Raw genomic sequence first — 20,834 nt, 5'->3', positions numbered from 1 at the left:
ATCGCGCTTCAGCGGAGGAAACCCATGGACAATCCCCTCATCCGCCTGGCGGCCCATGCCGCGAGCTGGCGTGACCGGCCCCTGACGGCGGAAGTGGACCACCATGCGCGGCGCGCCCTGATCGACTGGTTCGCCGCCCTGCTGCCTGGCTGCACCCAGCCCCCCGCCAGCCTGATGGCGGGCGTGCTGGCCGATCAGCGCGGCACCGGCCAGGCCATCTGCTATGTGGACGGAAAGCCCGGCGCGCTGCGCCATGCGGCGCTGCTGAACGCCACCGCCAGCCACACCGTCGAATTTGACGACATTTTTCGCGATGCCGGCTACCACCCCGGCTGTCCGACCATCCCCGCCGCTTTGGCCGCCGCCCAGGCGAAAGGCGGGGACATGGCGCTGCTGCTGCGCGCCATCACCGCCGGCTATGAGGTCGGCTGCCGCATCGGCATGGCGGTGCAGCCCAGCCATTACCGCTACTGGCACACCACCGGCACGGTCGGCACTTTTGGTGCCGCGGCGGCGGTGGGCGTGGTGCTCGGGCTGGACGAAACCCGCATGGCCCATGCCTTGGCCACCGCCGCAACCATGGCCGGCGGCCTGCAACAGGCCTTCCGGGGCGAGGGCATGAGCAAGCCGCTGCATCCGGGCCATGCGGCAGAAGCCGGCGCGCTGGCGGCACTCGCCGCCTCCGCCGGCGTCACCGGGGCCCTGGATGTGCTGCACGGTCCAGTGGGCTTCGCGGCGGCGACCAGCGAGGATACCGGCAAATGGGACAAGGCGCTGGCGGGGCTCGGCTCCTCCATCGCCATCACCGCCATGACCTTCAAGAACCACGGCTGCTGCGGGCATATCTTTGCCGGCCTCGATGCCCTTGCGGCGCTTCAGGCGGCACATGGGTTCGGGGCCCAGGATGTCGCCGCCATCCATCTCGGCGGCTATTCCGCCACCAAGGATGTCTGCGACCGCCCGGTGGTGGAGACGGAACAGCAGGCGCGCTTTTCCGCGCAATACTGCCTCGGCGCCATGCTGGTGCTGGGCGGCGTCCGCATCGCCGCCTTCACGCCCGAAAGCCTGGCCAATCCGCGCATCCGCAGCGTGATGGAAAAGGTGACCGTCAGCCTGGACCCTGCCCTGGCCGCCGACTACCCCGCCCGCCGCGCCGCCAATCTGGAGGTGACGCTGACCGATGGAAGGGTGCTGCGGCATCACCAGCCGACCCGCAAGGGCGACCCGGACATGCCGCTGAGCGATGCGGAGCTCGCCGCGAAGTTTTCCGAATTGACGGTGCCGGCGGTCGGTACGACGGCCTCGGCCGCCCTGCTGTCGGCGTTGCGGGAGGGGACGGCTTTACCCGGCCGCGTCGACCTAAAATAACTAAATACGATCGTTAAATGTGAGATATTGAGTAGCGCGTGAAATATGCGTATTCACGTCCAGCCGGCGGTCTTGGCCGGCTGGAGACCCCGCATGTCGCAGCTTCCACGCCGCCGCCTTCTCGCCCTTTCCGCCGGCCTGCTCGCCGCGCCCTGCCTGGCGCGTGCCAGCACCTGGCCGGAGCGGACGATCCGCCTGATCGTTCCCGTCGCACCCGGCGGCAGCCAGGACATCGTGGCGCGGCATTCGGCACGTGGCCTGTCGGAACTGCTGGGCCAGACCGTGGCGGTGGAAAACCTGCCCGGTGGTGGGTCCAATATCGGCTACGCCGCCGTGTCCCGCGCCGCAGCCGATGGTTACACCCTGCTCGCCGGGTCGGACACGCTGTCGATCACCGGGGCGATCACGCCGCGGCTGGGATTCGATCCGCTGGGCTTCGCCGCCATCCACCGCACCGTGCGGGTGCCGCAGATCCTGGTGGTGCGGGCCGACCATCCGGCGAAGGATTTTGGGGAATGGCTCGCCGCCGGCCGCAGCCGGCCGCCCGCGGTTGGCACGCCGGGCCATGGCAGCCTGGCGCATCTGCTGGTCGAACAGATCTCCCGTGCCGCCGATTCCACCTGGACCCATGTGCCCTATCGCGGCGGTGCGGTGGCTGTGACGGATCTGATGGCCGGGCAGTTGCAGGGCGTCATCATCAATATCGGCGCCGTCACCGACCATGTCCGCGCCGGCCGCCTGCGCGGCCTGGTGGTGAGCCCGGAGTCCCGCACCGCAGCCTTGCCGGATGTGCCGACCCTGACGGAGGCAGGCTTCGCCGGCCTTTCCGCCGTGGGTTGGCACGGCCTGGTGGCGCCCGCCGACACCGATCCGGCGATCATCGCCCGCATCAACGCCGCCAGCCGCGCGGTGACCAAGCGCCCGGACATCGCCGAACGGCTGGCGGCGCTTGGCGTCGAACCGACGGATGAGGGGCCGGAGGTATTGCAGGCCGCGATCCGCGACGACGCGGCGCGCTATGGCGAGATCGTGCGCCGCTTCGGCATCGGCGCCGCCTGACGGTCAGGCGGGCACTGGGTAGCCCACGGCCAGGGCCTCCCGGTCCCAGGCCAGGGTCGTCGCGAAATCCGCCTGGGCCACCGGTTCGAAGCCGGCGATCAGCAAGGCCTCGGCATGTTCCGCGAACCAGGGGCGCGTCGCGGCATCGGCAAAGCTTTGGCGCAGCCGCGCCACCGCCGCCGCCGGCAGCCCAGGCGCCGCGACGAAGGCCGGCATCGGGGCCAGCGCCGTGCTTTCGAGCACACGGATGCCGTCCGTCAGGTCGGGCCGGTAGCGCGCGATCAACGCGTGCCAATAGGCATCGAGCGGCCCGACATCGATCCGCCCTGCCAGCACCGCATCCAGCACGGCGCGCGCCGTCACCAGATTCCCCACACTTTCCGCATAAAGCGGCCCGCCCTTCGCCCGCCAATGCGGCAGCAGATGATGGCGCAGCGCGTTGAAGCCGGAATGGGAATGCGCGACCGTCCAGCCGACCCGGTGACCGAAGGTATCCTCCAGCCGGCGGAAGGGGCTGTCCGCCCGCACGATCAGGTCGGAGCGATAGGTCGGCCGGCCCCGCGCCCATGCCGCCGCGGGTATCGGCGCGGCGATCGGCACGACATCGGCGATGCGCAGCGCGATCGGATAGCCGCACATCTGCACCAGGCCGAGATCGGGCCGGCGCCACAGATGCTCCAACGGCTGGGGCGCGGGATAGGGCTCGTAATCCAGCGCCACCTCGGCCTCCGCCGCCACATGGGCGAGCAGCGCCTGCCAGGCGGCCTCAGCCTCCGGCGCCACCGCATACATGCGGGCATTGGCGATGAAGCGTGTCACGCGGCCAATCCTTCCAGCCGCGCCGGCAGCAGAGCCATGATGGCGCGGCGCTGCGCCGGCGAAAGGCTGGTCCAGGCCGCGATCTCCGCCCCGCTGCGACCGCAGCCGAGGCACCACCCGCTGCGCGGGTCCAGCACACACACCTTGTTGCAGGGGCTTTCGATCACCGCGCCGCCGCCCGCCCGGCGCGCAGGCCCAGGCCAAAGGACTGCGCCAGCCCATTGCCCGGCACATAGCCCGCCGACCCGGTTCCCGAGATGCCGCAGGCGACACCACCCGCCGCGAACAGGCGCGGGATCGCGCTGCCATCGGCGCGCAGCACGCGGGCATCGGCATCGACGCGCACGCCGCCCTGGGTATGGGCCAGCGCGCCCGTAACCTCCGCCGCGTAATAGGGCGGCGCCAGATCGCCGCCCCAACGGCGACGGCCGAAAGGGTCCGGCGCCTGGCCCAGCGAGGACAGCGTCTCCGCCAGCGCTGCCTCCGGCAGGCCGAAATGTCGGGCAAGTTCAGCCACGTCCGCGCAGCGCGCCACCGCGCCGAGTTCCACCGCGCGCCGGAATGGCCCCCCGGCCAGGGCGGCCTGCTGCGCCGCCTCACCCCAGATTTCCACGGCCCTGCCGCCGGGCTGCGCCAGCAGATGCGCGGTGAGCTCGGACGGCCCCATATCCTCCGCCACGAAGCGGCGGCCTTCCCGGTTCACCAGCACCGCCCCGAGCGCGGGCAGCGAGGCCCCGAAGCGCGGCCGCACGCCGCCCACCAGATGGGGCGAGACATGCGGCTGGCCCTGATAGGCATCCATGCAGAGCAGCTCCGCCCCCAGCGTTGCCGCCCATTCCAGGCCGACGCCATCGGCATGGCTGCCGCCGACATGCACGGCCTGCGCGGCCTGCGGGCAGTACCGCGCCACCAGCTCTGGCGCGCCGCCGAAGCCACCTGTCGCCAGCACCACGGATCGTGCCGGCACATCGCCCTGGCTGGTCGCGACACCCTCCGGCCGCAGTGCCGTCACCACGACGCCGTCGCGGAAATCGATCCGCGGCTGGCGTGCCACGGCCTGGCGCAGCAGCGCCTGCAATTCCGCCCCGCTCTCGGCCGGCGTCGCATGCAGCCGCATGGCGGAATGGCCCGGCCAGCGGGAGGCCGTGTGCAGGTGAATGGGCAAGCCCGCGACATCGGCCAGGAAGGTCACCGCCGCCGCCGCCGCTTCCGTCACCGCCGCCAGCAGCACGGCATCCACCGTCGCGCCGCTTTTCGCCCGCACATCGGCGGCGAAGATTTCGGGCGAGTCCCTCTCCCCAGCCGCCGCCTGCCAGCGCGTGCCAGCGGCGGAGATCAGCCCGCCGGAGACGGAGAGGATGCTTGGCGCCGCCGCATCCCGCTCCAACAACGCCACGCGCGCCCCGGCCTCCGCCGCCACGAGCGCCGCCATCATGCCGGCCGCACCGGCGCCGGCCACCACCACATCGAATTGCTGCATGGCGCGACCATGGCCCGGCCAGCGCCGCCTGCCAATTGGCGGCTTGACAGGCTGCGCCCGTGGGAATGTGGTTGTATCCCAGTTGCAACATCGGAGGGCCCCCATGCTCGAACGCCGCAGCCTTCTCGCCGCCAGCCTTGCCCTGCCGGCGCTGCCCGCCTTCGCGCAGGGCGCCTACCCCGAGCGTCCCGTCCGCTGCGTCAATCCCTTCGCCGCCGGCTCCGCCGTGGATGTGGTGATCCGCCTGCTGGCGCAGGACCTTTCGGAGCGGATCGGCACCCAGTTCATCGTCGAGAACCGCACTGGCGCCAGCGGCAATATCGGCACGGAATTCGTCGCCCGATCCCGCGCCGATGGCTACACGCTGCTGGTGGGCTCGCCCGGCACCATGGGCATCAACCCCTTCCTGTTCCGCAGCCTGCCCTACAAGGTCGAGGACTTCGTCGCGATCAGCCACCTGGTCTCCTTCCCCCAGGTGATGGTGGTGAATCCGAACAGCCCGATCCGCACCCTGGCCGATCTGGTGCGGGAGGCGAAGGCCAATCCCGGCCGGCTGAACTACGCCACCTCCGGCGCCGGATCGACCAGCCACCTTGCCTTCGAACTGGTGCGTGCCGCCACCGGCATCGAGATGACCCATATCCCCTTCCGGGGTGGCTCGCCCGCCATCCAGGCGGTGATGCAGGGGGAGGTGCAGGTGGCGATCGAGGGCCTGCCCTCCCTGCCCGGCTTCCTCTCCGCCGGACAGTTGCGGGCGGTGGCGGTCACCAGCGGTACCCGGGCGGCCAAGCTGCCGGAGGTGCCCTCCGTGGCGGAGACGGTGCCGGGCTTCGATGCCGCGGCCTGGGTGATCGTCTTCGCCCCCACCGGCACCCCGGCGCCGATCGTCCAGAAGCTGGCGGCGGAGATTCAGATCAGCCTGGGCCGGCCGGGGGTGCGGGACCGGCTGGCCGATCTCGGCGCCACCGTCATCGGCACCGATGCGCCAACCACCGCGGCCTTCCATGCGCGGGAATTGGAGAAGTGGCAGCGCGCGGTGCAGCTTTCGGGGGCCAGCGTCGATTAACCCTCCCAGGGCGGCACGGGACCAAGGCGCCGGACCAGTAGCTCCGTCAGCGCCCGCACCCGTGCCGGCGCGGCCGCGCTGCCCGGGAAGACCAGCCAGATGCCGAGCTGTTCCGGCACGCCCAGCGCCGCCGGCAGCGCCACCAGCTCGCCCCGCCGCAGATGCTCGCCAACATCCCAGCTGGAATGCAGGCCGATGCCGAGGCCGGAAAGGCAGGCCTCCCGCAGGGCCTCGTTGCTGTTGGACAGCATGCGCGGCACCGGGCGCACCCGTTCCGCCGGGCCGCCGCCTTCCGGCACCAGTGCCCAGCCATCGACGCCTTCCAGCAGCAGCGCATCATGCCGCAGCAGCGCCTGCCGGTTGGCCGGCATGCCGCACCGCTCCAGATAGGCCGGCGCGGCGCAGAGCAGGCGCCGGCTATGGGCCAGCCGCCGGGCCGTCAGCGTCTGGCCGGTGAGCGGCGCGATGCGCACCGCGGCGTCGCAGCCGGCGGCCACCAGATCCACCAAGCTGTCGGTCAACAGCAGGTCCAGCCGCAGGCCGGGATGTGCCGCCATCAGCTCCGCCAGGATCGGCGCCAGCACCTTGCGCCCGAAGGTCGCCGGCGCGGTCAGCCGCAGCGTGCCGGCCAGGGCGAAGCTGCCGCCGGGCAGCGCCGCCTCGGCCTCCGCCGTCGCGGCCAGGATGCGATCGACATGCGGCAGGAAGGCCTCACCCTCCGCCGTCATGCGCAGGCGGCGGGTGGTGCGGGCGAAGATCCGCAGTCCCAGCCGCGCCTCCAGCACCGCCAGCCGCCGGCTGGCCGCGGCCGGGGTGATGCCCAGCGCCCCGGCGGCGGCGGAAAGGCTGCCGGCCTGGGCAATGCGCTGGATCAGACGGAGGTCGAGCAGGTCGAAGGGTGGATTGCTGATCATGGGTTGAAAGTGTTTTGTCGGGCGCGGTCATTTTCAATCCGGCGATCAGGGCGCATCTCCACGCCACAGACCGGAGCATGAGCCATGAAAGCCGTCGCCTATACCCGCAGCCTGCCGATCTCCGACGCGGAATCGCTGCTCGACGTCACCCTGCCCGACCCTGCCCCGCCCACTGGCCGCGACCTGCTGGTGGAGGTGCGCGCCGTCTCCGTGAACCCCGTGGACGCCAAGGTGCGGATGCGCGCGGACCCCGGCGGCACGCCCAAGGTGCTGGGCTATGACGCCGCCGGCGTGGTGCGCGCCGTGGGGCCGGACGTCACGCTGTTCCGCCCGGGCGATGCGGTCTTCTATGCCGGCGACATCACCCGCCCCGGCACCAATTCGGCCCTGCACCTGGTGGATGAGCGGATCGTCGGCCCGAAACCCGCAAACCTGTCCTTTGCCGAGGCCGCCGCCGTGCCGCTGACGGCCATCACAGCCTGGGAGGCGCTGTTCGATCGCCTGCGGATTGCGCGCGGCACGACGCAGCGCGAGGAGGCCGTGCTGATCATCGGCGGCGCCGGCGGTGTCGGCTCCATCGCCGTGCAGCTGGCGCGTCAGCTGACCGGGCTGCGCGTGGTGGCCACCGCCAGCCGGCCGGAGACGATGGACTGGGCGCGGCAGATGGGCGCGCAGGACGTGCTGGACCATTCGGGCAACCTGGTGGCGCAGGCCAAGGCGCTGGGCGTGCCCGTCTCCGCCATCTTCGTGACCACCCATACCGAGGCGCATTGGCCGGCGATCTGCGAGATCATCGCGCCGCAGGGTGCCATCTGCCTGATCGACGACCCGAAGGCCGCGCCCGATATCCGCATGCTGAAGAGCAAGGCGGCCTCGCTGCATTGGGAACTGATGTTCACCCGCTCGATGCACAAGACGCCCGACATGCAGGCGCAGCATGATCTGCTGGTGGAGGTGAGCCGCATGCTGGAGGCGGGCACGCTGCGCACCACGCTCGCCGAGCACTTCGGGCCGATCACCGCCGCCAATCTGCGCCGCGCCCATGCTGCGATCGAGAGCACGACCTCCCGCGGCAAGATCGTGCTGGAGGGTTTTGCGCCCGAAGCCTGATCAGCCGTGCAGATGGCAGGCGACGCCGCCCTGGTTGTCGCCTGCCGCCTTCGTCCAGGCCGGCATCTGCGTCGAGCATTGCGGCATGGCGTGGACGCAGCGCGGATGGAAGGGGCAACCCGGCGGCGGATTCGCCGCCGAGGGAATCTCCCCGATGATGCGCGGCAGCACGCCACGCCGTGACGGGTCCGGAATCGGCGAGGCGTCGCGCAGCATCTGGGCGTACGGGTGCATCGGCTCCGCCAGCACGCGGCCGGCCGGCCCCTCCTCCACGATGCGGCCCAGATACATCACCGCCACCCGGTCGCAGAACCAGCGCACCACGGACAGGTCGTGGCTGACAAACAGGAAGGACAGGCCGCGCCGCTTCCGCAGATCCTGCATCAACAGCAGCACCTGCGCCTGCACCGAGACATCCAGCGCCGAGACGGGCTCATCCGCCACGATCAGCTCCGGCTCCACCGTCAGCGCGCGGGCGATGCCGATGCGCTGGCGCTGGCCGCCGCTGAATTCATGCGGGAAACGGTCCAGCGCGGCGGGCGGCAGGCCCACCTCCTCCAACAGCGCGGCGGCGCGCCGGCGGGCTTCCTGGCCCTCCGCCAGGCCATGCACATGCATCGGCTCCATCAGCGCGGCGCCGATGGACTGGCGCGGGTCAAGCGAGGAATAGGGGTCCTGAAAGACGATCTGCATGCGCCGGCGCAGCGCCTTCAGCGCGGCGCCCTTGGCGGTGAGGACATTCTCCCCCTTCCAGGTGACGGTGCCCGCATCCGGTTCGATCAGCCGCAGCAAAGCGCGGGCGGCGGTGGATTTGCCGCAGCCTGATTCACCCACGAGGCCAAAAGCCTCGCCAGCATGGATGGTGAAGGAGATGTCCTCCACGGCGCGCACGCGGACGGTGCGCGGCGTGGGGAATCCCTTCTTGGCGACGAAATGCTTGCGCAGCCCATCGACCACGAGAACAGGTTCACTCATTGCGCAGCTTCGGGTCGGTCGCGTCGCGCAGGCCGTCGCCCACCATGTTCAGCCCCAATACCAGCAGCAGGATGGCGATGCCCGGAAACACGGCGAGCCAGGGCGCATCCAGGATGTTTTCGAAACCGTCGCGCGTCATACCGCCCCAGGTCGCCGTGGGCGGCTTCACGCCAAGGCCGATGAAGGAGAGGGAGGCTTCGACCCGCACGGCGGTGGCCATCCAGAGCGTGCCCATCACCATCACCTCCGACAGGATATTCGGCAGGATATGGCGGAACAGCACGCGAGAATGGCTGAAGCCGAGCGCGCGGCCGGCCTCGACGAAGGCGCGTTCCTTCAGCGCCATGGTCGGCGCGCGGGCGACACGGGCGAAGGGGGCGATGGCGGTCAGCGCGATGGCCACCACCAGGTTCACCAGCTCCGGCCCCAGCAGCGCCACCACGATCAGGCCCAGGATCAGCGAGGGGAAGGACAGCAGCACGTCCATCACCTGCATCACGAACAGATCGAATTTCCCGCCGATATAGCCGGAGACAAGCCCGATGGCGCCGCCGATGATAGCGGCGGCGAAGATCGCACCGAGCGAGACGGTCAGCGAGATCTGCCCGCCCCACATCAGGCGCGAAAGGATGTCGCGGCCGAACTGGTCGGTGCCGAGCCAGAACTCGGCGGAGGGTGGTTGCAGACGGTTGAAGATGTCCTGCTCCGCCGGGTCATAGGGCGCGAGCCAGGGCGCGAAGATGGCGGCCGCCATGATGACCAGGCAGATCACCACCCCCACCGCCGTCGTCGGATTGCTGCGCGCCTTGCCCAGCGCGCGCTTCCAGCCGGCGGGCGCGGGCGGCGCGACGAGTTCCTGTGTGGTGCTCATTCCGACGTTCCAGATTGACCTGCGGCCAGCGTCTTCCGCTGGCCGAGCGGCCGAACGGCCGCCGCGGCGAATGCCGCGAAGCCAAGGGCCGCGGATGCGGCCCGCCCGGCGTCTGAGGGCCTGCAAACCGTGCTCATTCCGCCTTCACCCGTGGGTCGATCACGCCATAGAGCAGGTCGGTGATGAGGTTCACCACGACGATCAGGAAGCAGTAGATCACCATCAGCCCCTGCAGCATCGTGTAGTCCCGCTGGTTCAGCGCGCCGACGATGATTTTCCCCAGGCCCGGCCGGTTGAAGACGATCTCGGTCAGCACGGAATTGCCGAGCAGGATGCCGACATAGAGGCCCACCACGGTGACGATGGGGATGGAGGCATTGCGCAGCCCATGCACCCAGACCACACGCCGCCAGGGCACGCCCTTGGCGCGCGCGGTGCGGATATAGTCCTCGCCGAGGGATTGCAGCATGGCGCTGCGCGTTACCCGCGTGATGTAGGCCGCCATCACCAGGCCGAGCGCCACGGTGGGCAACACCAGCTTGTGCAGCCGATCGCCGTAATCCGACAGATCCGCGCTGCCGATCACCGGGAACCAACGCCAATGCAGCGCGAAGGCCAGCAGCAGAAAAATGCCGGAGACGAAGACCGGGAAGGACAGGCCGAGCAGCGACAGCACCCGCGCCGCCACATCCACCACCCCATTGCGATGCAGCGCCGCCCAGATGCCGACCGGCACGCCGATGACGATGCCGAAGACCATCGAGGCGAGCGTCAGGTCGATGGTATGCGGCAGCACCGCCCCCACCTCCGCCATGATCGACCGCCCCGTGACCATGGAGACGCCGAAATCGCCCATCAGCGCGCTGGTGATGAAGCTGAAATACTGCGCCCAGAGCGAGCGATCCAAGCCCAGCCGCGTGCGCAGCGCCGCGATCGCCTCCGGCGTCGCCTGATCGCCCAGGATCACCAGCGCCGGATCGCCGGGTACGATGCGGACGATGATGAAGACCAGCGTCAGCACCGCGATCAGCGTCGGGATCGCGGCCAGCAGGCGGCGGATGACGAAGCCGGTCATGCGACTGCTACTGCCCCCTCCCCTGCGAAACGGGGGGTCGCGGCGCTGCCGCGACGCCGAAGGCTGGTCGGGGTGGGGGTTACGTCCTTCACCGCAGCCGCGACGCTTCGGTGATCAACGGCCCAAGGCTCATCGAGCCCTTCAGCTCATAGCCGTATTCCAGGTTGTCACGCCGCGCGAAGACCAGCAGCGTTTCGATCAGCGGCACGCCGCAGACATTCTGCATCAGGATGCGCTGCGCCTCGGCCCAGAGGCGCTTTTGCTCCTCCACATCCGTGCTGACGCGCGCCGCATCGATCTGGCTGTCCGCCTGATTGCAATGGGAGAAATTCGTCACCGCCGTCGGCGTGCCGACGCGCGACCGGCCGTGGAAGAACTGCGTCAGATAGATATCCGCCACCGGGAAGCGCGCCGCAGAATAATAGACCATCGGCGACAGATCCTGGCGGATCTGCTGATGGAAGGTCGCGTGTTCCACCACCTGCAAATCGAGCGTGATGCCGGCGCGGCGCAGCTGCTGCTGCACCACCTGCATCATGTTCAGCATCTCGGGCAGCTGGGTGTGGATGGCGCGGATGGTGATGCCGTTCGGATGTCCGGCCTCCGCCAGCAGCGCGCGGGCCCGCGCCGGGTCCGCCTGCAACAAGCCGTTATCCGCGCTGAAGCCGAGATAGCCACGCGGGACCAGCGACTGCCCCTCGCGCGACACGTCCTGGCCGCGGAAACGCACCAACTCCGCCCGGTTCACCGCATGCGCCATCGCCTGGCGGATGCGGATGTCGTTGAAGGGCGGCTGGTTGGTGTTGAGGTTGATGATGGCGAGCTCACCCGGCTCGAACACATCCACCACCGTGTTCGGCACGGCACGGGTGCGGTTCACCCAGGTCTGGTCGGCGCGGCCGTAATTCAGGTCCAGCTCACGATTCTGGAAAGCGAGGTCGCGCGAAGCGTCAGAGGGGATGAAGCGATAGCTGATCCGCGCGATCTGCGGCGCGCCGCGGAAATAGCCGGCATGCGCCACCAGCTCCGCCGACTGGTTCGGCGTCACGCGGTCCAGCGCGAAGGGGCCGGTGCCGACCGGGTTGCGCACGAAGGTCTCGCCGCGCTGCTCCACCGCGCGCTTGGAGACGATGTAGCCGCCCGAATAGTTGGTCAGGATGCCGAGCAGGCTCGGGATATTCTCCCGCAGCACGATGCGCACCGTGTGGCTGTCTACCGCCTCGATGGTCTCGATCGCGCGGTAGTCGGCGGCGAAGGCGCTGGTCGCGGCGGTGCCGGATTTGCGCAGGGAGAAGACGACGTCTTCCGCCGTCAGCTCACCGAAGCCGCCATGGAACTGCACGCCGCGGCGCAGATGGAAGGTCCAGGTCTTGCCGTCGCTGCTGCTTTCCCAACGCTCGGCGAGGTCGGGCTCGATCTCCGCCGGGTTGATGGAGCCGGGCTTGAAGCGCACCAGCCCGTTGAACATCCAGGCGACGACGACGCGGTCGATGGTGGAGACGGCGAAGTGCGGATCCAGCCGCCCGACATCCTGCGCCGCCATGCCGACGCGCAGCGTCTGACCTTGGGCCATCGCCTGCGTGTTGAGCCCGATAGCCGATGCCACGGCCAAGGCGCTGCCCAGCAGCGCCGCCCGAAATCCCCGCATGAAATTATTCCCCGTTTGCCTTGCCGGGGAGCTTAGACCGCTATTTGCGCTGCCGTGAAGCGCCCGATATCGAAAGCCGCCAGCGGCACGTCGGTGGCGCCATCCAGCACAAGCTCCGACAGCACCGCGCCGACACCAGGCCCCGTCTGGAACCCCTCGCCGCAAAAGCCGAAGGCGTGGATCAGCCCCGGCGTGGTGCGGGACGCGCCGAGCACCGGAAAATGGTCCGGCAATTCGCCATCCGTGCCGGACCAGCTGCGGATCACCATGGCATTGGCCAGGCGCGGGATCACCGCGATGGCACGCTGCATCGCACCAAAGGCCGCCTCGGGACGCGGGCGGGTGAAGGTAATACCCGCATCGCTCTCCCCACGCCCACCGCCGAAGATGACGTTGCCGCGCGGGATCTGTCGCAGATAGAGATCGCCCCCGACCACGCCGAGGCTTTCGCGCAGGAAATAGGGCAGCGGCTCCGTCACCAGCATGTTCGGATGCAGCTTTTCCACCGGCACCGCCTCACCGAACCGCCGCGCAATCTCACCGCCCCAGAAGCCCGCGCAGTTCAGCAGCCAAGGCGCGGAGAAGGGCGTGCCGTTGGCGAGGAGATGAAAATCCGTGCCGTCATGGGCGATTTCGGTCACCGCATGACGCTCGCGGATATCCGCGCCGGCGGCGCGGGCCGCGCGGGCCAAGGCGGGGGCCAGCAGGCGCGGATTGGCGCAGCCATCCTCCTCCATCAGGCTGCCGGCGATGACGACGTCGCTGAAATGCGGATAGTGTTCGCGGATGGCGTTGCGGCCGATCATGCGCGGCCGCAGCCCGTGCTCGGCCGCCAGCGTGTTCCAGCGCAGCAGCTCCGCCTCATCCGCCGCGCTGCGCGCCAGCTTCAGATGGCCGCAGGGGTCGAATTCCACATCCGCACCGGTGAGTTCGGTGATGCGCGACCAGATTTCCCGGGATTTGCGCGCCAGCGGAATACCGGCCGGGTCGCGCCCCTGCTGGCGCACGCCGCCATAATTCACGCCCGTGGCCTGGCCACCGACCAGGCCACGCTCCAGCAGCACCGCCTTCACGCCACGCTTCGCCAGATGCAGCGCCGCGGAGGTGCCCGCGCCGCCACCGCCGACGATCAGCACATCCGCCTGGATCATCAGCCGACCTGTTGCAGCGGAACCGGCTTCACCGGCGGCTGGCCACGCAGCCGGCCGACCTCCGGCACTTCCACCGACAGGGCGCGGGCCAGCACCGCCGCGGCCGGCGTGCCGCAGAGGCGGCCCTGGCAGCGCCCCATGCCGACGCGGGAGAAGGCCTTGGCGCGGTTCAGCTCCGGCGCATCGGCCGCCGCCGCGCGGCGCAGCTCGCCCGCCGTGATGACCTCGCAGCGGCAGACGGAGGTGCTGTCCTCCATCCGCGCGGCGAGCTTCGCCGGATAGGGGAAGGCCTGCTCCAGCGCCTTGCGAAAGCGCCGCTCCGTCCGCAGCCGGCCATCCAGATGCTTGGTCAGCGCCATGTCGGAGGGCAGACGCGCATCGGCCAGCGCCGCCAGCGCGGCGCGCGCGCCGGCGAGCTCCGCAACCTCGACTCCGCCGATCCCTGCGCCATCGCCGGCGAGATAGACGCCCGCCACCGGCGCGCGGCCGGCGGCATCCTTTCGCGGCACCCAGTTCTGCTGCGTCGCGTCATAGTCGAAGGGCACGCCGGCGAGGTCGGCCAGTTGCGCCTCCGGCTTCAGGCCCCAGCCCATGCCGACGGCATCGCAGGGCGTGACATGTTCCTTCCAGGCGGCGTCGCGCCAATGCACGGCGGTGACGCCATTCACGCCCTCGATCGCCAACGGCGTGATGTCCTCATACAGCTTCACGCCGCGCATCTTGAGCTGCGCGAACAGGCCCATGCCGCGCAGCAGCGTCGGCAGGTTCCAGAGCATGCCGGCGCCGAAGCGGGCCTTGGTCAGGAAATCCGTGGTGTCGAGCACGGCGGCGGGCCTTGCCCCCGCCTTGGTGTATTGCAGTGCCGTCAGCCACAGCAGCGGCCCGGTGCCGATCAGCACGGGATTGGCGCCAATGCCCACCCCCTGCGACTTCAGCGCCACCTGGGCGCCGCCCAAGGTGGTCACGCCCGGCAGGGTCCAGCCGGGCAGCGGCAGCACCCGGTCCATCGCCCCGGTGCAGAGGATCAGCGCGTCATAGGCCACCTCCCCCTGCGCGGCGCCGTTGGTGAGCGTATGCAGCACCTTGTCCTGCGGCCGGATGTTCCAGACCAGCGTGTCCGGCCGCCAATCCGTGCGTGCCTTCAGCGCATCCAGTGTCGTGTGCAGCCGCCTGGCGCGGCCGGCATCGGCGCCGTACAGCGCCGCATGGTCGCGGGTGAAACCCGCTGGTGGGCGCTGGGTGATGCGGCCGCCGCCATCGGGGCCTTCCTCGATCCAGATCGGCCTGACGCCGGCCCGCACGAGCTGTTCCACGGCACGGATGCCGGCAGGGCCGGCGCCAATCACGACAATGCTCATCGCCTGATCACCTCGATCCCAGATTCCACCAACGTCGTGCAGGATCGGCGGACGCCCTGCCCGACCACCAGAACCCAGCAATCCTGGCAGGCGCCCATCCAGCAGAAGCCGGCCCGCCCACCATCGCCGAATTCGCTGGTGCGGACATGGCCGAGACCCGCCGTCAGCATCGCCGTCAACAGCGTGTCGCCCTGTTTCGCTGGGACTTGCACGCCATCCACGGTGAAGGTGATGGCGGTCCGGTCCTGGTCAAGCAGGCGGACCGCTGTCACAGCAGCGCCTCGAAGCGGCAATTCACCTTGATTTCGCCGACCGTGGCGGTGTTGGGCAGGCGCATCACCATCTCCACCAGCGTCGCCACATCCTCCGGCCGGCTCATTGCCTCCCGTGGGTAGCGGGCATGCAGGGTCATCTCGGTCTGCACGAAGCCGGGGCAGATGGCGGTGGCGCGGATGCCGTGTTCCCAGCCCAGGCGCCGCACCTCCTGCGTCAAGGCGACCACGGAAAACTTGCTCATCGCATAGCCGAGATTCTCATTCGCCACCCGCTTGCCAGACAGCGAGGCGAGGTTGACCACGCGGCCCTCCCCGCTTTCGATCAGATGTGGCCAGGCGGCGCGGATGACGCGCATCGGCGCCTTCACATTCACCTCCCACATCGCGTCATGCGGGGTCTCATCCGCATCGAGCAGACGGGCCATGGGGTTGATGCCGGCGGCGTTCACCACCGCGTCGATGCGGCCGAAGCGGGCGATGGTGGCGGCCACCCACGCCTCCGCGCTGCCGGCATCCTCTGCATCCCAGCGATGCAGCATCAGATCCGGCCCGGCCGTGAGCTTGCCGGCGCTGCGAATGCCCGCGCTGATGAGCCAGCCGGAGCCATGCAGCCGCCGCAGCACTTCCCGCCCGATGCCGCGCGAGCCGCCAGTGATCAAAACAACGCGCCCAACGGGATCAAGCATAGGCCAGGGCCCCTGTTGCCACATGGCAGCGCGCCGCATGGGCGGGCGCGACCTCCGCCAGAACCTGTTCCCGCTCGCAGCCCGCCTGTGCCATCGGGCAGCGCGGCGCGAAGCGGCAGCCGGCGGGCATCGCATCCAGCGGCGGCACGCGACCCGGAATGGCCGACAGCGCCTGGCCGGGCTGGTCGAGGCGGGGAATCGCGGAGAACAGCGCCCGCGTATAGGGGTGCTGCGGATTGGCGAAGATCGCGGTGACCGGCCCCTGTTCCACGATCTCCCCCGCATACATCACCGCCACGCGGTCCGCGATCTGCGCCACAACGCCGAGATTATGCGTGATGAACAGCACCGCCATGCCGAAGCGGGACCGCAGATCGGCCAGCAGGCCCAGCACCTGCGCCTGGATGGTGACATCCAGCGCCGTGGTCGGTTCATCCGCCAGCAGCACGGCGGGCTCGCAGGCCAGGGCGATGGCGATCATCACGCGCTGGCGCATGCCGCCGGAGAATTGGTGCGGATATTCGTCCAGGCGCTGCGCGGCGGAGGGGATCTTCACCTCCTCGAACAGTTCCAGCGCCCGGGCGCGCGCCGCCTTGCGGTCCATGCCGCGATGGATGCGCAGCGCCTCCGCCACCTGGTCGCCCACGGTCATCACCGGGTTCAGGCTGGTCATCGGTTCCTGGAAGATCATCGCCATGCGGTTGCCGCGCACGGATTCCAGCGCCTGGTCCGACAGGCCCGCCAGTTCCTGCCCATCCAGCAAAATCTGCCCGGCGGCGACGCGGCCGAAGGGCGGCTGCACCAGCCCCATCACCGACAAGGCGGTGACGGACTTGCCACAGCCGCTTTCGCCGACCAGTGCCAAAGTCTCATCGCGCATGAGGGTGAGCGACAGGTCGCGCACCGCGGGATGCCAGCGCCCGCCGATGCGGAATTCGGTGCGGAGGCCGACCAGTTCGAGGGCAGGTTTCGTCATCGTCGGTCAGCCTGCGCCAGCCGGCGCGCGGCATCAAGCTGGAACGGCGAAGCGGTCCTGGGTAAAGGGTGCCACGGGCAGGTTGGTGGCACCGCGCGCCATCAGCTCCGCCACCGCCGCGCCGGCGGCGGGCGAAAGCTGGAAGCCGTGGCCGGAGAAGCCGAAGGAATGGAACAGGCCAGGCAGCGTGCGGCTTTCGCCGATCACCGGCATGTCATCAGGCGGCCGCGCCTCTGTCCCCGTCCAGCTTCGCACGATGCGGGCCTGGGCGACGCAGGGGAAGATTTCGGCGGCGATCCGCGCCGCATGGGCCAGGCTGCCGAACAGCACGGTGGAGGTCTCCGCCGCCTTGTCGTTGCGGCCCTGATGGCCGCCACCGATCACCACCGTGCCGGCCGCGGTCTGCTTGAAGGACAGCGCCCGGGCGGTGGCCCCCACGGTGGGGTCGACGAAGGGCGGCAGCCGCTCCGTCACGATCATCATGCTGGCCTTGGTGCCGCAGGGAATGACCTCCCCGGCCAGCGCGGCGAGGTCGGGCGCCCAGGCGCCGGCGCAATTGGCGACGCGCTCGGCCTCATAGGGTCCCTGGTCGGTGTCGACGCGGATGGTGCCCTCGGCGGTGGCCTCCAGGCCCGTGACGGCCACCCCCTCGATGATCGTCACCCCTGCCTGTTCGGCGGCGCGGCGAAAGGCCATGACGGTGCGCATCGGGTCGGCCGAGCCGTCATCCCGCGTCACGATCGCGCCCACCACATGCTGGCTGACGGCGGGCAGCAGGCGGCGGACCTCCGCCTGGTCCACCACCTCCTCATGCGTCCAGCCGAGGGCGCGGACCTGGGCGACGCGGGCCTCGTTCTTCGCCATGTCGGCGGGGCTTTCGGCCACCTTCACCTGGCCGGTGGCACGGAAGCCGCAGTCATCGCCGACCAAAGCGGAGATGCTCGCCCACATCTCCGCCGCGACGACCGAGAGCGCGATCTCCGGCAGCGCCCGGCCAAGGCGGCGCACCCCGCCGGCATTCACCCCGCTGGAATGCCGCCCGACATGGCGGCGTTCGAGCAGGGTGACCTGCCAGCCGGGGGTGCGGGCGAGATGCAGCGCGGTGGAGAGGCCATGCAGCCCACCGCCGATGACGAGGGCCTTTCTCATGGGTGGCGCCTTGCGGCGAGCCGCCAGGAAGCCGGCGCCGGGCTCATCCCGCCAGCGCCGCCAATTCGCCCAGCGTCAGCGGCTTGGTGGGGAAGCGGGTGCGGAACGGGTCCACCTCGCCGCCCTGCACCCCGCGCGCCGCCGCGATCACCCCATGCACCGCCGGCCCACAGATCCGCCCCTGGCACGGCCCCATGCCCGCGCGGGTGAAGGCCTTGGTCTGGTTGGCGCCGAGGCAGCCCAGCGCGACCGCCTGGCGCACCCGCCCCGCGGTCACCTCCTCGCAACGGCACAGCACCGTCTCGTCCGGAATGGCGGCCTCCGGCAATGGGGGAAACATCGCGTCCAGGAACAGGCGCGGCGCCAGTTGGCGGTCGCGCAGCAGGCGCAGCGGCCCGGCGCGGCCGTCACGCTCATCGCTGGTGATGCGGCCCAGGGCGCGCGCGGCTTCCAGCGCGGCAATGCGGCCGGACAGCGCGGCGGCGCGCGCCCCGCCAATGCCGCCGGAATCCCCGGCCACCATCACCCCCGCCACCGCCGTATTGCCCCAAAGGTCGAGCCCCGGCCGCCAGCAGCGCTGCACCGGGTCCCAGCCATGGGTCAGGCCCGCGATGGCGCGCGTCACCTGGGTATTGGGCACCACGCCGTCATGCAGCAGCAGCAGGTCCGCCGGATGCGCCACGCCATCCACCAGGATGCGGGCCAGCCGCCCCTCGCCTTCCGCCCGCAGCTCCCGCGCTGGAATCACCTTCACGGCCCGCTTCACCTGGCGCTGCCACATCAGCCCCCGCCAGAGATATTCCGGGGCCTTGAGCGCCCGCAGCAGATGCGGCCGCGCCCGCTGCAACCCGCCCGGCGGCGAGAGATCGACGATCCCCGCGATCTTGCCGCCCTTGGCCAGCGCCTGCACCGCATAGAGCCAGAGCAGCGGCCCCTGCCCCGCCAGCCAGACCGCCCCCTCCGGCACCAGCCCGGAGGTCTTCAAGGCAATCTGCGCCGCGCCGACACTCATCACCCCCGGCAGGGTCCAGCCCGGGATCGGCAAGGGCCGCTCTGTGGCGCCCGCGCAGAGGATCAGCCGCTCTGCCCGCACGGTCCTGGCCGCCCCCGCCTCGGACCAGAACACCTTGCCCTCCGGCTCCACCGCCCAGAGCGTGGCGCCAGGGCGATACTGGGCGCCGGAGGCCCGGAAGGCGGCCGCGAGCTTGGCCCCATCCTTGTCCTGGTCGTCCTTGGCCGGCAGACGGGCTTCCACAGCGCGATGCACCTGCCCGCCCGGCGCCGCATTCTCATCCAGCACCAAAACGCTCATGCCATGGGCGCGCGCCTCGGTCGCCGCCGCCATGCCGGCCGGCCCGGCGCCCAGCACCAGCACATCGACCTTCTCCGCAACCGGCGCGGCCCCGTCCTTCGCGGCGGTCCATTCATCGGCGACGCTCATGCCGCGTCATCCACAAAGCCGCGCGCGCCGTGCTGGATGCCGGCCCGCATGCCCGGCGTCACCTGGGTCAGGCAGGCCTGCATGTTCTGCGCGCCCTCCACCTCCACCAGGCAGTCAAAGCAGGCCCCCATCAGGCAGAGCGGCCCGCGTGCTGAACCCGTCACAGGGGTTTCGCGGAAGCAGGTGACGCCCGCCGCCAGCAGCGCCACGGCCAGGCTTTCCCCGGCGCGGGCCGGCAGCGACCGGCCTTCCCATTCGATGGTGCAGTCGGTGGGCTCAGTGCGACGAAACATGGGTCATCCCAACGAAACGGTCCGGGTGCAGGTCGCGCGCATGGTCGGGCAGCGTGCCGGTCAGCACCGCCTCGGCGAGGCGGCCGGCATGCACCGCCGCCAGCGTGACGCCGGAGTGGCAGGTGGCGACGAAGCAGCCCGGATGGGTCTGGCTTTCGGCATAGGCGGGGAAGCCATCCGGCGTCATCGGGCGCAGCGCGGCCCAGCTTCGCACCATGCGCGCCTGCGCCAGCACCGGCAGTACCCGCAGCGCCCGGGCCGCCATGCGGGACAGGGCCGCGGTGGTCGTCGCGGTTTCGAAGCTGCCATCATCCTCGCTGGTCACGCCGATCTGCACCGTGCCATCGCCGGTCTGACGGATGGCGCTTGCCGGCAGGGGCAGCAGCGGCGCCAGCCTCTCGGTGACGATGTTCTGCCCCCGCACCGGCCGCACCGGCACATCCAACCCGACCATCTTGGCCAATGGCGAGGTCATCACCCCGGCGGCGATGACGATGCGCCGCGCCGCCACCTCGCTGCCATCGGCGCGGGTGATGCGATAGCCCTCCGCGATGGGCGTAATGGATTCCACCGATGCGCCCGGCAGATGCACCCCGCCGGCCGCGCGCATGCCGGCCTGCAATCCGCGCAACAGCGTCAGCGGATCGACATGCCCATCCGCCGGCTGGTAGCTGGCGCCCTGCACTTCCGGCCCCAGCGGGCAGCCCGGCATCAGTTCCCGCAACTGCTGCCGGTCGAGCATCTGCAGGCCTTCCTGGCCCTGGTTGTGCATGCGCTGCACGAAAAGCTGGCGCGCGGCGAATTCCGCCTCGTCCAGGCAGAAGGTCAGCCCGCCCACCGCGCGATACTGCACATCCCGCCCCGCCAGGACGGAGGCGCGCTCGGCCAGCGCCGGCCACAGCGCCACGCTCTGCCGTGTCCAGGCGGCATAGGCCGGCATGCCGTCGCCCTTGGATTGCGACCAGACCAGGCCGAAATTGCCCCGCGCCGCGCGCAGGGCCACATCGCCCTCATCCAGCATGGCGACGCGCGCGCCACGTTCCGCGCAGCCGAAGCCGATGGCGGAACCGACCATGCCGCCACCGATGATCGCGACGTCGAAGCTGTCCTGGGATGACAT

Annotated in this window: 21 protein-coding genes; 4 read left to right on the top strand and 17 right to left on the bottom strand. The window is 70.4% G+C overall.

What is annotated here, in order from left to right:
* Nucleotides 1-24 precede the first annotated feature (24 nt).
* Nucleotides 25-1,368: an MmgE/PrpD family protein gene (locus ACVFYP_RS06575; protein WP_499199321.1), complete on the top strand. Its 1,344-nt coding sequence runs from the start codon at nucleotides 25-27 to the stop codon at nucleotides 1,366-1,368.
* Nucleotides 1,369-1,461: 93 nt separating this feature from the next.
* Nucleotides 1,462-2,427, top strand: a complete 966-nt coding sequence (locus ACVFYP_RS06570; protein WP_499199320.1) for a Bug family tripartite tricarboxylate transporter substrate binding protein — start codon at nucleotides 1,462-1,464, stop codon at nucleotides 2,425-2,427.
* A gap of 3 nt (nucleotides 2,428-2,430) precedes the next feature.
* On the opposite strand, the gene ACVFYP_RS06565 is transcribed toward ACVFYP_RS06570, so the two are convergent.
* The 3 genes from ACVFYP_RS06565 to ACVFYP_RS06555 are packed head-to-tail and all read right to left on the bottom strand — an operon-like array spanning nucleotide 2,431 to nucleotide 4,726.
* A complete protein-coding gene (locus ACVFYP_RS06565; RefSeq protein WP_499199319.1) occupies nucleotides 2,431-3,246 on the bottom strand; it encodes a phosphate/phosphite/phosphonate ABC transporter substrate-binding protein in 816 nt (271 codons plus the stop codon).
* Complete coding sequence (locus ACVFYP_RS06560) at nucleotides 3,243-3,413, bottom strand: DUF1289 domain-containing protein (RefSeq protein WP_499199318.1); 171 nt, start codon at nucleotides 3,411-3,413, stop codon at nucleotides 3,243-3,245. The genes ACVFYP_RS06565 and ACVFYP_RS06560 overlap by 4 nt, the downstream gene beginning before the upstream one ends.
* Nucleotides 3,410-4,726, bottom strand: coding sequence for an FAD-dependent oxidoreductase (locus ACVFYP_RS06555; protein WP_499199317.1), 1,317 nt, complete (start codon nucleotides 4,724-4,726; stop codon nucleotides 3,410-3,412). The genes ACVFYP_RS06560 and ACVFYP_RS06555 overlap by 4 nt, the downstream gene beginning before the upstream one ends.
* A gap of 103 nt (nucleotides 4,727-4,829) precedes the next feature.
* On the opposite strand from ACVFYP_RS06555, the gene ACVFYP_RS06550 reads away from it, so the two are divergent.
* On the top strand, nucleotides 4,830-5,792 hold the full coding sequence (locus tag ACVFYP_RS06550; RefSeq protein WP_499199316.1) for a Bug family tripartite tricarboxylate transporter substrate binding protein: 963 nt from the start codon (nucleotides 4,830-4,832) through the stop codon (nucleotides 5,790-5,792).
* On the opposite strand, the gene ACVFYP_RS06545 is transcribed toward ACVFYP_RS06550, so the two are convergent.
* Nucleotides 5,789-6,706 (bottom strand): substrate binding domain-containing protein, encoded by a 918-nt coding sequence (locus tag ACVFYP_RS06545; protein WP_499199315.1) that lies wholly within the window; start codon nucleotides 6,704-6,706, stop codon nucleotides 5,789-5,791. The genes ACVFYP_RS06550 and ACVFYP_RS06545 overlap by 4 nt on opposite strands.
* Before the next feature lie 84 nt (nucleotides 6,707-6,790).
* Here ACVFYP_RS06545 and ACVFYP_RS06540 point away from each other — a divergent pair, with 84 nt between their 5' ends.
* Complete coding sequence (locus ACVFYP_RS06540) at nucleotides 6,791-7,816, top strand: zinc-binding alcohol dehydrogenase family protein (protein ID WP_499199314.1); 1,026 nt, start codon at nucleotides 6,791-6,793, stop codon at nucleotides 7,814-7,816.
* Here the strand turns inward: ACVFYP_RS06540 and ACVFYP_RS06535 are convergent, their stop codons facing one another.
* The 13 genes from ACVFYP_RS06535 to ACVFYP_RS06475 all read right to left on the bottom strand — a co-directional run bounded on the left by ACVFYP_RS06535 (nucleotide 7,817) and on the right by ACVFYP_RS06475 (nucleotide 20,834).
* Nucleotides 7,817-8,791 (bottom strand): ABC transporter ATP-binding protein, encoded by a 975-nt coding sequence (locus tag ACVFYP_RS06535; protein WP_499199313.1) that lies wholly within the window; start codon nucleotides 8,789-8,791, stop codon nucleotides 7,817-7,819.
* A complete protein-coding gene (locus ACVFYP_RS06530) occupies nucleotides 8,784-9,662 on the bottom strand; it encodes an ABC transporter permease (protein WP_499199312.1) in 879 nt (292 codons plus the stop codon). Before ACVFYP_RS06530 ends, ACVFYP_RS06535 begins: the two co-directional genes overlap by 8 nt.
* 133 nt (nucleotides 9,663-9,795) lie before the next feature.
* Nucleotides 9,796-10,737: an ABC transporter permease gene (locus tag ACVFYP_RS06525; protein ID WP_499199311.1), complete on the bottom strand. Its 942-nt coding sequence runs from the start codon at nucleotides 10,735-10,737 to the stop codon at nucleotides 9,796-9,798.
* An 88-nt stretch (nucleotides 10,738-10,825) separates the two neighbouring features.
* Nucleotides 10,826-12,385 carry an ABC transporter substrate-binding protein gene (locus tag ACVFYP_RS06520; RefSeq protein WP_499199310.1) on the bottom strand — a complete coding sequence of 520 codons (1,560 nt, stop codon included), beginning with the start codon at nucleotides 12,383-12,385 and terminating at the stop codon, nucleotides 10,826-10,828.
* A 32-nt stretch (nucleotides 12,386-12,417) separates the two neighbouring features.
* Complete coding sequence (locus ACVFYP_RS06515; protein WP_499199309.1) at nucleotides 12,418-13,536, bottom strand: NAD(P)/FAD-dependent oxidoreductase; 1,119 nt, start codon at nucleotides 13,534-13,536, stop codon at nucleotides 12,418-12,420.
* Nucleotides 13,536-14,894, bottom strand: a complete 1,359-nt coding sequence (locus ACVFYP_RS06510; RefSeq protein ID WP_499199308.1) for an FAD/NAD(P)-dependent oxidoreductase — start codon at nucleotides 14,892-14,894, stop codon at nucleotides 13,536-13,538. Before ACVFYP_RS06510 ends, ACVFYP_RS06515 begins: the two co-directional genes overlap by 1 nt.
* Nucleotides 14,891-15,166 carry a (2Fe-2S)-binding protein gene (locus tag ACVFYP_RS06505; protein ID WP_499199307.1) on the bottom strand — a complete coding sequence of 92 codons (276 nt, stop codon included), beginning with the start codon at nucleotides 15,164-15,166 and terminating at the stop codon, nucleotides 14,891-14,893. Before ACVFYP_RS06505 ends, ACVFYP_RS06510 begins: the two co-directional genes overlap by 4 nt.
* Nucleotides 15,163-15,828, bottom strand: coding sequence for an SDR family NAD(P)-dependent oxidoreductase (locus tag ACVFYP_RS06500; RefSeq protein ID WP_499199306.1), 666 nt, complete (start codon nucleotides 15,826-15,828; stop codon nucleotides 15,163-15,165). Before ACVFYP_RS06500 ends, ACVFYP_RS06505 begins: the two co-directional genes overlap by 4 nt.
* Nucleotides 15,829-15,847: 19 nt before the next feature.
* Nucleotides 15,848-16,831 carry an ABC transporter ATP-binding protein gene (locus ACVFYP_RS06495; RefSeq protein WP_499199305.1) on the bottom strand — a complete coding sequence of 328 codons (984 nt, stop codon included), beginning with the start codon at nucleotides 16,829-16,831 and terminating at the stop codon, nucleotides 15,848-15,850.
* 33 nt (nucleotides 16,832-16,864) lie between these two features.
* Entirely contained in the window at nucleotides 16,865-17,980 is a 1,116-nt protein-coding gene (locus ACVFYP_RS06490; protein ID WP_499199304.1) for an NAD(P)/FAD-dependent oxidoreductase, read from the bottom strand.
* Nucleotides 17,981-18,023: 43 nt separating this feature from the next.
* Entirely contained in the window at nucleotides 18,024-19,421 is a 1,398-nt protein-coding gene (locus tag ACVFYP_RS06485) for an FAD/NAD(P)-dependent oxidoreductase (protein WP_499199303.1), read from the bottom strand.
* Nucleotides 19,418-19,714 carry a (2Fe-2S)-binding protein gene (locus ACVFYP_RS06480; protein WP_499199302.1) on the bottom strand — a complete coding sequence of 99 codons (297 nt, stop codon included), beginning with the start codon at nucleotides 19,712-19,714 and terminating at the stop codon, nucleotides 19,418-19,420. Before ACVFYP_RS06480 ends, ACVFYP_RS06485 begins: the two co-directional genes overlap by 4 nt.
* A complete protein-coding gene (locus ACVFYP_RS06475; protein ID WP_499199301.1) occupies nucleotides 19,698-20,834 on the bottom strand; it encodes an NAD(P)/FAD-dependent oxidoreductase in 1,137 nt (378 codons plus the stop codon). The genes ACVFYP_RS06480 and ACVFYP_RS06475 overlap by 17 nt, the downstream gene beginning before the upstream one ends.

Source organism: Roseomonas sp. F4, assembly GCF_053891155.1.
The sequence above is the reverse complement of the archived record's forward strand: the minus strand, read 5'-3'. Positions and strand labels throughout refer to the sequence as shown.